The sequence below is a fragment of the Oceanobacillus sp. AG genome (genome assembly GCF_009746545.1).
In the GTDB taxonomy this organism is placed as follows: domain Bacteria; phylum Bacillota; class Bacilli; order Bacillales; family Amphibacillaceae; genus Oceanobacillus; species Oceanobacillus indicireducens.
Window position 1 is genome coordinate 117545 of record NZ_WOWT01000003.1, and the last position, 12739, is coordinate 130283.

The 12739-nt window shown below is 40.5% G+C and carries 13 protein-coding genes, 1 other RNA gene and 1 other annotated feature; of the genes, 4 read left to right on the plus strand and 10 right to left on the minus strand.

Features of this window, described 5'->3' with window-relative positions:
• Positions 1–57 precede the first annotated feature (57 nt).
• The 6 genes from GN217_RS01880 to GN217_RS01905 form a co-directional block, all read right to left on the minus strand.
• Positions 58–894, minus strand: coding sequence for an SAM hydrolase/SAM-dependent halogenase family protein (locus GN217_RS01880; RefSeq protein ID WP_156854717.1), 837 nt, complete (start codon positions 892–894; stop codon positions 58–60).
• A 54-nt stretch (positions 895–948) separates the two neighbouring features.
• Positions 949–1199, minus strand: a binding site (T-box leader).
• Positions 1200–1286: 87 nt separating this feature from the next.
• Entirely contained in the window at positions 1287–1673 is a 387-nt protein-coding gene (locus GN217_RS01885; RefSeq protein WP_156854719.1) for a hypothetical protein, read from the minus strand.
• Between the two features lie 216 nt (positions 1674–1889).
• Positions 1890–2077, minus strand: a non-coding RNA gene (ssrS, locus tag GN217_RS01890) — 6S RNA.
• A gap of 53 nt (positions 2078–2130) precedes the next feature.
• The gene (locus GN217_RS01895) at positions 2131–2838 is read right to left on the minus strand and encodes a CBS domain-containing protein (protein WP_156854721.1); all 708 of its coding nucleotides are present in this window, start codon (positions 2836–2838) and stop codon (positions 2131–2133) included.
• 118 nt (positions 2839–2956) lie between these two features.
• Positions 2957–3217 carry a hypothetical protein gene (locus tag GN217_RS01900; RefSeq protein WP_156854723.1) on the minus strand — a complete coding sequence of 87 codons (261 nt, stop codon included), beginning with the start codon at positions 3215–3217 and terminating at the stop codon, positions 2957–2959.
• 11 nt (positions 3218–3228) lie between these two features.
• Positions 3229–3660: an OsmC family protein gene (locus GN217_RS01905; protein ID WP_156854725.1), complete on the minus strand. Its 432-nt coding sequence runs from the start codon at positions 3658–3660 to the stop codon at positions 3229–3231.
• A gap of 502 nt (positions 3661–4162) precedes the next feature.
• On the opposite strand from GN217_RS01905, the gene GN217_RS01910 reads away from it, so the two are divergent.
• The 4 genes from GN217_RS01910 to cydS all read left to right on the plus strand — a co-directional run bounded on the left by GN217_RS01910 (position 4163) and on the right by cydS (position 7618).
• Positions 4163–4939 carry an NRDE family protein gene (locus GN217_RS01910; RefSeq protein WP_156854727.1) on the plus strand — a complete coding sequence of 259 codons (777 nt, stop codon included), beginning with the start codon at positions 4163–4165 and terminating at the stop codon, positions 4937–4939.
• Between the two features lie 203 nt (positions 4940–5142).
• Positions 5143–6486 (plus strand): cytochrome ubiquinol oxidase subunit I, encoded by a 1344-nt coding sequence (locus tag GN217_RS01915; RefSeq protein WP_156854729.1) that lies wholly within the window; start codon positions 5143–5145, stop codon positions 6484–6486.
• Complete coding sequence (locus tag GN217_RS01920) at positions 6486–7499, plus strand: cytochrome d ubiquinol oxidase subunit II (protein WP_156854731.1); 1014 nt, start codon at positions 6486–6488, stop codon at positions 7497–7499. The genes GN217_RS01915 and GN217_RS01920 overlap by 1 nt, the downstream gene beginning before the upstream one ends.
• A gap of 5 nt (positions 7500–7504) precedes the next feature.
• The gene (cydS, locus tag GN217_RS19515) at positions 7505–7618 is read left to right on the plus strand and encodes a cytochrome bd oxidase small subunit CydS family protein (RefSeq protein WP_373290785.1); all 114 of its coding nucleotides are present in this window, start codon (positions 7505–7507) and stop codon (positions 7616–7618) included.
• Between the two features lie 238 nt (positions 7619–7856).
• Here cydS and cydC read toward each other — a convergent pair whose 3' ends face one another.
• The 4 genes from cydC to GN217_RS01940 form a co-directional block, all read right to left on the minus strand.
• A complete protein-coding gene (gene cydC, locus GN217_RS01925) occupies positions 7857–9572 on the minus strand; it encodes a thiol reductant ABC exporter subunit CydC (protein WP_156854733.1) in 1716 nt (571 codons plus the stop codon).
• Positions 9569–11299, minus strand: a complete 1731-nt coding sequence (gene cydD, locus GN217_RS01930) for a thiol reductant ABC exporter subunit CydD (RefSeq protein WP_156854735.1) — start codon at positions 11297–11299, stop codon at positions 9569–9571. Before cydD ends, cydC begins: the two co-directional genes overlap by 4 nt.
• A gap of 693 nt (positions 11300–11992) precedes the next feature.
• Entirely contained in the window at positions 11993–12208 is a 216-nt protein-coding gene (locus GN217_RS01935) for a YdbC family protein (RefSeq protein ID WP_156854737.1), read from the minus strand.
• Positions 12209–12223: 15 nt separating this feature from the next.
• Positions 12224–12658, minus strand: a complete 435-nt coding sequence (locus tag GN217_RS01940; protein ID WP_156854739.1) for a universal stress protein — start codon at positions 12656–12658, stop codon at positions 12224–12226.
• Positions 12659–12739 lie beyond the last annotated feature (81 nt).

Below are 12739 nucleotides of genomic sequence, written 5' to 3' on the forward strand. Positions count from 1 at the left end.
TAATTTTCCGGAATCCTGCCTGTGAACTTCTAACAAACTCATGACAACTAAGTTAGATTATTTCTCAATTATAATCGTCCAATTCACCCCAGAACGGATATGATACGCATCGGCAAAGGACCCCTGATTGATCGCTATTCCCAGATTATCAATGGAATTCACAAATAATAAGGGCTCACCAAGGCGCCTGTCTGCAAATGATCGATCAAAAGTAATTAAATTTTTATATACTTTTGTCGAGTTATGCACAATCGTCACTTCAACCGCGTCTCCATACTCAATGCCTGCTTTTTTAAAAAGTTCGCGATTGATATTCGTCCATAAGTTACCAAAACGGCTATCGAGAATATCAATATTTCCATGAATAATACCGTTTGAATATGTCGCTTCAGGGATTCTTAGCTTTATCACATCGTCAAGTGAGAGTTCCGGACCGACTTCCTCAAAACTAATTACACCAGCCGCAAGTCTTGCTCCCGTAAAGGCATATACATCACGGCCATGGAATGTATACGATTCACCAGATCGGGGGAGGCGATTTATATTTTCATCAATGACGCGAGCCGCAACAATCCCCGTGCTATGTGCAAGATGGGTAAGTGTCCCATTATTCGGTGTTACGATATAATGCCCGTCCTTTGTTTTCGCCACAATGCTTAAACGTTCCGTTCCGACACCAGGGTCGACAACGGAAATAAACACGGTCTCTTCTGGCCAGTAAGCAACCGTTTGGTATAAACGATACGATGCTTCCCAAATATTATATTGCGGGATTTCATGTGTTAAATTAGATATCCTAAGTGTTGAATCAACGGAAAAAGCAACCCCGTTCATTGCACTAACTGCCCCATCATGTAATCCGAAATCTGTTTGTAGAACGATATGTTTATTCAACTAAATCCTCCCCTTCTTCGCAAAACATAAAAAACCCACGTCAATATCATAATTGATAAGGACGCGGGTTTACAATTCGTGGTACCACCTTATTTCACTGTAAGTTCACACTTACAGCCTCATTAAGTACAACATCTATACTTTAGTTTTGATAACGAGTCGCCAACTCGGCACAACCTACTAGATTCCGTTCAGTCTGCAGCTCGGAGGCCATTGTTCGTGACGTCAATTTTGCTTCTTTTCACCAGCCGAAGCTCTCTATCCAAAAATCGACTATCCTACTTTTCCCTCTTCATCGCTATTATTTGCTTTTTCGAATTACTGTTATTATATGCAAAAGACAGAAACATTGCAAGAAAAAATAAGAACACGACGAATTTACTAATGAAGCGTCATGTCCCTTCCTCCTTCTTCCGCTTTAATTTATGGATCTGTTCTAGTAGTTTTTTATATTTCACTCTAACATCTGGTGATTGCACAAGGTAAATGATCAGGCGAACGGTTAGAAATAACATCCAACCAACAAGATAAATATGAATAATGAACGTAATCCGGGCCCAAGTGTTTCCAGCCCCTACCTGTTCCATTAAGTAACTAAATGCACCGGCTTCTTTCTTTTCCCGCTGCGCAACCGTCAACAGGAGTAGAAGAGGTGCCAGCAATGCAAAGATAAGCGATAATACCGAGAGTATCCGGTACTGATACCTTACCCAAAAGATAATTCCGGTACTTAAGGCAAGCACAATAAATATGATGTAAAATATTAAAAAACCACCCATAATCCCACTCCCAACATCTGTAAAACGCTCTTTTTTCTATATCTCGATTATAGGTGGTGAGATCCGTTCTGTCTATGGATCGGAATGAGCATTTTAACCACGATCAAAGTGTTAGCGTCCTTACAAGCTAAGTATGTGATTGTCTTCGCAACGTCTGTACGAACAAACAAAAAAAGGCTAATCTCCAGTAAGGAAATCAGCCTTTTATAATATGTAGGTACAGCCACAATTGCCGTATTTCTGAAATAAAAAGTTTTAAACCACTCACTTTGTTCAAGTGGGTGTTTGCAGAAGCCTTCTTGTCTTCCGTTCAAAGACGGCCCGACATTCCAACTTCGATATAAAACTCCCTATTCATTATTTAGAGGTTAAAACTTAATTCCATACGAACATTGTAGCTTGTAATCATATTCTATACCTTATCTTAAAAAAACGCAATGGTAAAAGTTTACTATTGTTAATTTGGCTGTCTGAGTCCAATAATATCTAGGTTCGTAATGATTCCAATCAAGGGCTCCGTTTCCTTACCACTTTCCGTAATGAGTAAGGCTTCCAGGCGATTCCCTCTGCCAAATTGTTTTTTGAAAATATCGATCGCTTCTAGTACAGATGTATTCTTTGCAATAAAGCGGTAATTATCATTCGTTTCATATTCGAGGACTTCCCCCGCTGTCACTTCCATTGGCATTTTATTTGCTGCGTACATATTGCCGGCGAGCCAAAAAGTGATCGCCCGTTGACTGATCAGCCCCTTGAATTCCTGATGATCATAAACCGGAAACTTTGATATTTTCTTTTCATGAATAAGTGCAAGTAGATTGGTTAATGGTTCGTCATGCTGAAATGAAATGACCTCTTTAATAAACTTCGGTGACACGATCCTTGGTTGGAGCAATTCTTTTTCAATTCGTTCCACCCACTTTACTGTAGACTCATGCGGTTCTGCTATTACATGAGCCATATCGACTTTATTATGAACAATCGCATTTCGTAATTCTGCAAATTCAAGCAGATCATCACTATATCTTCCAACAATCGCATTTCTATTCTTCAACATATGTACCATTTTGGAAAAACCAATATTCCGTCCATTATTAATAATTGCCCGTAACTTCTTCTCGATTCGATTAAAGGCAGTCAAAAATCGTTCTGAATTCTGATACATTCCTATTCTCCTAGACTATTAATAAAGTGAAACTCATTCAGTGGGGGTTTCCTTACCACTCCCACTGAATATTAGTTTCTTATACACTGAAAAATGAGACAGCAACCATACTGTCCCATTAAGCCATATAAATAACAAATGCGATAATCGAGAGAACTGTTGCAACGATATATATCCAAGACATAATAGGTACATTACTGCTCCAAGAAGATGTTTCATATTCCAAAGATCGCTGCAGTTCGTCTTCTATCGTTTGACCACTTTCTTTGTATGCCTTTTGCTTGTGTTCTTCTTCTTTTAAAACCCTATATGTCAGAACCGTTGCAATAACACAAACGACTATAATCAAACCAACTGTAAAAGCATTAAAATCAAGCATCATTTTCCCCCTTAATCAAGGTCCATTGTGACCTGGTCTCCTCCATTCAATGAATAACTTGCTGTAATTTCCGCGTTCAATGAATAAACAACGGAGCAATATTTATTTAACGATAACTCAATCGCCCGGTATAATTTATCTTCCGGGATGTCACCGTTCACTGTGTAATGCAGATGTATATCCTTATAACGACGCGGATGACTTTGAGATCTGTCTCCTTTTGCCTTGACATGGAAGGCCTTCGGTGCAAGTTTCATTTTCTCTAAAATCGAAATAATATCAATTCCGGTGCAACCAATCACCGTTCCAAGCAACATTTCCATTGGAGTCGGTCCGCGCCCCTCTCCACCAAACTCTGGCAATCCATCTGTAATGAATGGATATCCTGAGGGAGTTACACCGCTAAAAGCTCTTTTCCCTTCCCATTCCATCTTTAATTCCACAAGAAGCCCTCCTCCTTCAGTTGAAATATATCTAATAGACCACTGAATTTAATAAGGTATTTCCTGCTTCTATTACAACACAAACGAATTGAAAATACTACACTTTGACCTTAGTTTATCATCGTAATTACAATTATAATATATCTTTCTTCATTTGTAAGCATCCTCATCATAAGCTAAAACAACGGCACTTCGATTTACCTCCAATTGTTCAGCTCATTTTCTTTCAGAAGGTAATTTTTCCTTAAGGGAATTCACCATCTGAAATCTTCCTTTCTAGTTCATCAACGATTTGTAAATATAGTAGCTGTTCACCCTTTCAATGAACTTTCCACATAAATGATGTCTTCTTTCTCCGTTTTGAAATCAATTATTATCATTATAACATTTGGCTTATCATTGACACTCCACTTTGTTTGTCAGATGAGTGACGATTGTAAAGCTTTAAATTGGTGGACGGGAATGGCCGAGCGTATAATATATTGTTAAGAGGTGATTAGTAGTGTGTTTAATTCATTTTCATTTACAAGACCATCCGAATTATAAATTAATTGTTGCCGCAAATCGGGATGAATTCTACGACAGACCTACCGAGAAAGCTCACTATTGGCCTGATGCACCTTTTCTTCTTGCCGGACGTGATATGCTCCAGCAAGGGACTTGGCTTGGCATTACGAAAGAAGGACGATTTGCTGCTCTCACAAATATTCGTGATTTCTCCCTTGAAGGGAAAGATAAAAAGTCACGAGGGCATATTGTGCATGAATTTCTATCGACAACCACTTCTCCTAACCAATTCCTTGAAAAAATCCGTAACGAGCGAGATGCCTATGCCGGATTCAACATTCTCGTTGGTGATACAAGCGGACTCTTTCATTATAATAATGCAGACAATACGATTACTGAAGTGCCAGCAGGGCCACATAGTTTAAGCAACGCAACACTAAACACACCGTGGCCGAAAGTCGTTAAAGGAAGAACAAGGTTGGACGATTATCTACGTCAAACCGACCATGTAAAAACAGACGATTTATTCCATATTCTCGAAAATGAAGAAGAAGCTCCTGATTCAATGCTGCCGAATACGGGTATAGGATTAGAACTTGAACGAAAATTATCCGCATCCTTTATTAAAACGCCTAACTACGGTACTCGCTCAGCAACGGTCGTTCTGATTAACCGGGAGTATGATGTTGTATTTAGTGAACGAACCTATAAAGATGGAGAGCTGACAGCGGAAGAGAATTTCACCTTCACGTTGCCAATTTCCACAAAATAAAGTAATGATAATAATTCCCGTTGCTTTGTGCAAAATAAAGTAACGGGTTTTTGAAAAATTGTCATAAGTAGATGAGTCTTTCGCGTCGTTTATAAGCTACAATAGAGAGACGAAACTAGTTTTTACTATCGAACATAAGTAAAAACTGTTTTTCCTTATGTTCAATAGTACACGAACTTATAAAGAGAGGAAGGGAAAAGCTTATGTTTCATGATCCTGTATTTGCGAGCAGGATGCTGACACTGCTAACATTATCGTTTCATATTATTTATGCAACTATCGGTGTTGGGATACCACTTTTTATTATGATTGCACAGTGGCTTGGAATTAAAAAGAACGATGACCACTATATCCTTATGGCTAGACGCTGGGCTAGAGGATATGTAATTACAGTTGCTGTAGGTGTAGTTACTGGAACGATCATCAGTCTACAGCTTGCCTTATTGTGGCCAAACTTTATGGAACTTGCAGGTAATATCATTGCTTTACCTTTATTCATGGAAGTTTTCGCCTTTTTCTTTGAAGCTATATTCCTTGGTATTTATTTATATACCGGCAACCGATTTAAAAATAAGAAGACTCATTTTCTTCTATTGATACCTGTTGCCATCGGTGCTGGGATGTCAGCGTTTTTCATTACAACAGTGAACGGCTTTATGAACGCGCCGCAAGGGTTTGATATTGTAAATGGAACACTCGTTAATGTTAACCCAGTCCTTGCCATGTTTAACCTGGCATCACCTACGAAGATTGCTCACGTGCTTGCCGCGTCCTATATGACGGCTGCCTTTATATTAGCGGCAATAGCTGCATTTAAACTAATTAAAGGTTCGAAGCATACGTATCATAAAAAAGCATTGCATATGACGATGAAAATCGGGTTAATTTTTGCTGTTGCAGTAGCATTGATTGGTGACTTCTCTGGTAAATACCTGGCAGAATACCAACCAGAAAAACTTGCAGCTGCCGAATGGCATTTTGAAACGGGAGAAGGTGCTCCACTTCTGTTATACGGAGTACTCGATGAAAATCAAGAACCAAAATATGCAATTAAACTTCCTTACGTTTTAAGTATTCTCGCCTTTGGAAGTCCATCTTCTGAAGTGATTGGTCTCGATGAATTCCCTGCAGAGGAACAACCACCGCTTGAAGTGCATTATTACTTCGACACTATGATTACGATTGGTATGGTGATGATTGCAATATCCTTCTTATATTGGCTTGGATCACGGATGAGATACACATTTGTTGAATCAAACTGGTTCCGCTGGCTCATTGTTTTAGGCGGTCCACTATCCATGTTAGCTATTGAATCTGGTTGGTGGCTCGCGGAATTCGGCCGTCAGCCGTGGATCATGCGCGGTATTATGACAGTCAGCGAGGCTGCCACGACAAGTGATTATGTTGGATTAATGTTTGTGCTATTCGCTCTTCTTTACCTTATCTTGGGAATTGGAACAATTGTTATTCTACGTAAAATGTTTGCAAATAACCCGCTCGAAAAAGAATTAGCGAAAGTTCAATCTACACAAGGTGGTGAGCAGTAATGAGTTTAGAAATATTAGGGATTTCCGTACTGTGGACCTTCTTATTTGGATATGTCATCCTCGCTTCCATTGACTTTGGTGCTGGATTCTTCAATGCTTATAGTATATTGATTGGTAAAGAGAAAATCCTATCAAAGGTTATTCAGCGGTACCTATCACCAGTATGGTCCGTGACGAACGTGTTCTTTGTATTTTTCTATATTGGGATTGTTGGATTTTTCCCGAAAACGGCGACTTACTTCGGAACAATCTTACTAATTCCAGGCAGTATCGCTTTGATCTTGATGGCAATCCGCGGTTCCTACTATGCCTTTGAATCGTATCGAGCCGGTCATAAAGGGTATGCCACCATGTACGGTATTGCAGGATTGCTTATTCCGCCAGCTTTATCGGTTGTGCTTGCAATTGCTCAAGGTGGATTTGTAACCATTGAAAATGGAACTCCACAGCTTGACTATTTTGCATTATTTACGAGTCCATTATCCTGGTCCATCGTCGTTCTTGCCATTATAGCTGTATTATACATTTCTGCAGTATTCCTAACATGGTATGCAGATAAAGCGCAAGATGCTGATGCGAGAGACTTGATGCGCAGATATGCGTTAATTTGGGCTATCCCATTAATCGTAGCAGCTTCGGGGATTATTATTGAACTCCGCTACCATAACTACATGTTGTTCGAAAATCTGCTGAACCTATGGTGGATGTTTGCCGTTTCCTTTGTGCTGTGGGCATTGACTACGTGGTTCATTTGGAGAAAAAGAAGTTATACAGCTGCGTTGTGGTTGTTAGTCGGTCAATTTGCATTTGCATTTTTCGCATACGGTATTGCCCATTATCCTTACCTGCTTTACCCGCACTTGACGATTCATGAAGGCTTCACCAACCAAGCAATGGCTATTTCGCTTGTTATCGTCTTCGTACTCGGGCTCGCATTACTGATCCCGTCGATCTATTTATTATTAAAACTGTTCTTGTTTGATGAGGAATATATCCAAGGTAAGAAGGAGTGAACGAAATGTTTAATGATTTTCTAATGTTTGTTGCTCCAGGATTAGTGATTATCATAGCCATCATCCTCGCTTTTATTGTTGCCGACAAAGATGATGCTTTTGGAGATAAGGAAAATTGAACCTCTTATGACTGAAGTTACGAGTGTTCTTGGTTTATTCATAAAGTGAAACTTCAGTCAGTGGGGCTTTCCTTGCCTCCCCCACTGAATGTTAGTTGAACAGAATCAGGGTTTTACGGACTGTATATCCCCCATCTTCACATGTAGGGCTACCCTCATATTTAGAGGTGGGGGTATTACAGACCGTTAATACGTGATATTAAAAAAGTGATTGCCCAAAAGAGCAATCACTTTTTTATTATGCGTGAAAAACGCTTTGTTCAATTTGTTTCAGTTCGTAAAAATAACCTTGCATTTCCAACAATTGTTCATAACTGCCGACTTCAACAACTTTGCCCTCTTCCATAACGACAATTTGATCCATTGTTTCCAGTCCATTCAAGCGATGGCTAATGAGGATAAGTGTATCATGTTTCGCTAGTTCAAATAATTCCTGATAAATATTAAAACTCGTAAGGGAATCCATTGATGACGTTGGTTCGTCAAGTAGCCAGAGATAGGAGTTCTTAAGCATTGTACGGGCAAGCGCCAGCCGCTGTTTTTCCCCTCCCGATAGATTGGCACCTTTTTCAAGCACCGCATCGTCCAGTTTGAACTGGCTTAATTCAACTTTTTCCAATACTTTCAGCAAATGCTCATCCGATACTTCATCCGCAGCGATTTTCAGATTATCTCGGATTGTCCCAAAGAAGAAATGGTTTTCCTGAAGGACGACATTTGCATATTTCCAAATGCTTTCTTGATTCAGCCCGCTAATCTCTTCTCCGTTAATCAGAATTTCTCCTGAATCTGCAGAATTAAAATTTAGCAACAAGCTAAGAATGGTTGATTTCCCAGAACCACTCGGGCCAACGATTGCCGTTTTCGAACCTGCCGGAAAATAGAGCTGAACATCATTCAAAGTTTGTCTTTCTTCTTCTGAATAAGTAAATGATACATCATTAAACGTTATAGCTGGGGAAGAAGTCAAGATTAGGTCTTCCTTCTCTTCTACTTCAACTGGTTCACTACCAACTACTGCTGATAATCTAGCTGCCGCTCTTCTATTATCCTCGAGATGACTAGGGAAAATCGCCATCGATGTCGTGTCTTCAAAGACAGTTAAAGAAATCATTAACAGCATCGCTAAGAAAACTCCATTCAAGCTGCCTGCTGCGATTAAATAAGCACCCATTCCAAGCACAACGACCGAGATGATCAGTGATACAAATGTATTTAATGATTCACTGTAAAGATGATGGACACCCGCTTTCTCCTGTTCCCGAACATAGGTTTCAGCCATTTGCTCAAGTGCTTCCTCTTTTTCTTCCAGCCGCTGATATATTTTCAAATCACGGAAACCGTAGAAGAGCTCTGTCACTTCTGTTGATAATTTTCCGCGTTCCTCTCTTAATCCCTGGTCGACCCGACGCTGCCTGATAGCGAAATACACTGGGACAAGCACCGTCGTTAGAAGAAACCCGACAAAAATAATAATGGCATGCGTAGTAGAAAAATATGCCGTGAAAAATATCGTACAGAAGAACACAAGAAATAGTACAATTGGCGGATAAAAGACCCGCAAGAAGAAGTTCTGTAATGTTTCCACATCCCCGACAATACGGGCAAGCAAGTCCCCACTCCGGAACTTCTGGAAAATCTGTGGAGCAAGCGGCTCTAATCTTTCATAAAAAGATACCCGTAAATTACTAAGCATCGTAAACGTGCCACGGTGCGAGTAATAACGTTCTCCGTAGCGGCTAATGGCGGAGATGATTCCAAAGAGTTTTACCGTACCGACAAGCACCATCAAGGTATAGATTGGCGGAGCGAGTGCTGCTTGGGAAATTAAATACCCACTCGCTGAAAACAATCCGACAGCGGTAATCCCACCGATAAATCCACATATAATCGAGAGGATAATGTCTTTTTTCTCTTTAAATAATAGATGGATCACTGTTGTTAAATCCCTCACTTCCGCTCACCTCCTTGCTCTGCTGAGACCATAGAACGATAATCCGGATTCGTTCTTAACAATTCTTCGTGCTTCCCTTTTGCCACGATCTTTCCGGAATCAAGCAAGACAATCTTGTCCGCATGTTTAATCGTGTGCAGGCGATGCGCTACCGTAATAATGGTTGCATGCTTCGCCAATTCTTCAATCGATTGTTGTAATATCCGTTCGGTTCGTAAGTCGAGTCCTACAGTAGGTTCGTCAAATAGGATAATGGAAGGCCGCTTCAGAAAAGCCCTTGCAAGGGCGACCCGCTGTTTCTCTCCACCGGACAGTCCGCGTCCCGCTTCACCGACCGGAGTGTCATATCCTTTTTCCAAAGAGGCAACGAGCTCTGATATTCCAGCTTTTTCACCTGCCGCCTCAATTTCTACTCTCGCTCTCTCCCCTCTCCCGCCAATAGCTATATTATCCGCAATTGTTCCAGAGAATAAATATGGATGCTGGGAAATATAGCTTATTTCGTTAAACCATGCCTTTTCTTCATACTCTGAGAGAGGTTTTCCATTAACGAGAATCTCCCCCTCTGTATTAGCAACGAGACCTGCGATAACATGCAGCAAAGTGGATTTTCCTGAACCAGTTTTACCAATAATGGCGATTTGTTCATAAGGAGAAATCTCTACCGAAATATGATTTAAAGTAAAACCATTCTCTTCATAACGGAAGCAAACATCCTTTAATTCAATGGCAGGCGGTTTTCTTACCTCAAATACATTACTCCCCCATTCCACCGGCATGTCCGGTGTGTCGAGTTCCTTCTGCAACTTGTTGAAAGCACCACTACTGCCTCTTCCAGTATGAAAAGCATTTCCAAGTTCCTTTAACTTATTGTAAAATTCCGGTGCAAGCAAAAGCATAAGAAAACCGGTGAAAAAACTAATGTTTTGGAAAATGATCAAACGGAATGCAACTTCAAGTGCGATCAATCCCATACTAAGCATCGAAATGAATTCCAGTGCGAACGAGTTCGCGAAAGCCGTTTTGAGAACAACCATCGTAGCATCCCGAAAGTTCAGACTGCTTTCCTCTATTTCTGCTTTTTGTTCTTTTGAGCGACCATATAACTTAAGAGTCGTCAGTCCTTGCAGTGTATCAAGGAACTTTCCTGAGAATGCCGCCATTTTATCGAGCTGTTCCTCCGATTTATCCTTCGTATTAAAACCGATAATTACCATAAAAATCGGGATGAATGGTGCGGTAATTATAATGATGATTCCAGTCGTGAAATGTTCGGCAAAAATCGTAATAAGCAGCATGATGGGAATGATAATAGACTGGATAACTTGGGGGATGTAGCTACTATAATAATCGTCTATTTCATCTACCGTATCCATCATGACACTCACTTTCTCGCCGGACCTTCCGTACATCGCTGCTTGCATATTCGTCTTGGAATATTTACGAAGCAGCTGGCTTCTCAGTCCTTGCTTTACAATTGCTGCAAGACGGACCCCCGTTTTTCCATTTCCATAATTAAATAAAGTTCGTCCGAGCAATGCTGCAAGTAATAAGGCAAGATATGGTAAAAGGTCAGCAAAAGCTGTTCCTTGTAAAAACGCTTCATTTACGATATACACAAGCAAGTAGGCTTGAGCAATAATACTGATCCCACTAAGCAGTGAAAATAAAATCATCAGAATCAGTCTGCCTCTATAGTCTTGTGCCAGATCCTTCCAACTGTGCATGTATTGTTCCTCCTACTAAGAAGTGAAGTCTTTCACATAAGTATAACCGATTCATCACCCCACAGTAAAACAAGAGACCCTACGTTAACAAAGCTGTCGAAATTACAAAAAGGATGAACATTTTCTGTCCATCCCTTTTTGTGCTTACTTTCATAAAGCTTAAGTGCAACTTTCTTCTGGAGGTCCGCAGTCCAGACACCTCTCGCACCTGCTGAGCGGCTGGTGAGCCTCTTCGCGGGCAAGCCCGCTGTGGGGTCTCGCCTAGGCCTATCGACGAACAGGAGGTTCTAATGCCGGCATTGGTCACAGGACGTGACCGTACTTAGCCGGCCTCCCGCAGGAGTCTCGAGGTGTCTGTACTGCTCTGAGGAAAGGCCTAATTTAGAACACTATTTCATATTCTTATCTCATTCGCATGTTCAACTTTCAGTTTTATCTTTCCATTAGTGTTTCATCTAGCTTTATGAGAAAACAACTGAGGGTTATTTTCCCATCAGCATGTTCTTCTTACTTTAATGGGAAAACAACTGGGGTTTTTTCTCCCATTCACATGTTTATCTTACTTAATTGGGAAAGCATCCGTCCACCGGGCAACTGAACGGCGATTAGAGCGCCTTAATTAGTGAAAGAGCAATAGGACTTACCCTGTATGAACGGAATCCACTGTTCAGGCAGCGTATATTCAGTTATTATTCAGTTGAAACTTCCCAAGCTTTCTTTTAGTTTAAGTACTTCTTCTTTTGTCAATGTGATGCCTTTGCCCATTTTTTTGTGATCTGGGGCCCAGTCTCTAAGATCATATTTCGGATCCCTTCCATTCCAGCTGACGAGATTGAGCTCTTTCGTCCAGCCTTTTGGTGATTCGGATAGGACGACAATATTTTCAATGATTTCATATTGGATATCCATTACTCTACCTCTTTCCTATTTAATTACTAAAACTTTACTTGCTGCTCGTTGTACAATCGTGCTGCTGACGCTCCCGAGGAAGAGTCTTTTTAAATTGCTGAGTCCACGATGACCAACAACTACCATATCAATCGCATGTTCTTCTACATAATCACAGATTGCAACTCCCGGATTTCGTTGGGAAAAATCGGTTATGATTTCGGTGTGCACATTAAATCCGTTACCTTGTAACTCTTTTTTTATTTCTTCCAGTTTCGGATAGATGAGCTCGGCATCATTCATCGATAAATTACCACTTGCAGCCGTGCTATTACTCGTAATCCCCGGGGTTACTACCGTCACAATATAAAGATGGGAATCTTCAACTAATTTCGCTTGGATTTTTGCTTCATCAATTGCTTTTCTACTTAATAGAGACGTATCATAAGCAACAAGGATTTTCCGGCCCATGGACTTCTCTCCCTTCCGTCTCTTTATCTTACCAAACAATTAGACATTCTTACAATAACTACACTGGTACTAAAAATGCAA

Coding starts and splice junctions, on each gene's coding strand:
- GN217_RS01885 (WP_156854719.1), bottom strand. CDS start 1,673: ATGGGTGGTTTTTTAATATTTTACATCATATTTATTGTGCTTGCCTTA.
- GN217_RS01895 (WP_156854721.1), bottom strand. CDS start 2,838: ATGTATCAGAATTCAGAACGATTTTTGACTGCCTTTAATCGAATCGAG.
- GN217_RS01900 (WP_156854723.1), bottom strand. CDS start 3,217: ATGCTTGATTTTAATGCTTTTACAGTTGGTTTGATTATAGTCGTTTGT.
- GN217_RS01915 (WP_156854729.1), top strand. CDS start 5,143: ATGTTTCATGATCCTGTATTTGCGAGCAGGATGCTGACACTGCTAACA.
- GN217_RS01920 (WP_156854731.1), top strand. CDS start 6,486: ATGAGTTTAGAAATATTAGGGATTTCCGTACTGTGGACCTTCTTATTT.
- cydS (WP_373290785.1), top strand. CDS start 7,505: ATGTTTAATGATTTTCTAATGTTTGTTGCTCCAGGATTAGTGATTATC.
- cydD (WP_156854735.1), bottom strand. CDS start 11,299: ATGCACAGTTGGAAGGATCTGGCACAAGACTATAGAGGCAGACTGATT.
- GN217_RS01935 (WP_156854737.1), bottom strand. CDS start 12,208: ATGGATATCCAATATGAAATCATTGAAAATATTGTCGTCCTATCCGAA.
- GN217_RS01940 (WP_156854739.1), bottom strand. CDS start 12,658: ATGGGCCGGAAAATCCTTGTTGCTTATGATACGTCTCTATTAAGTAGA.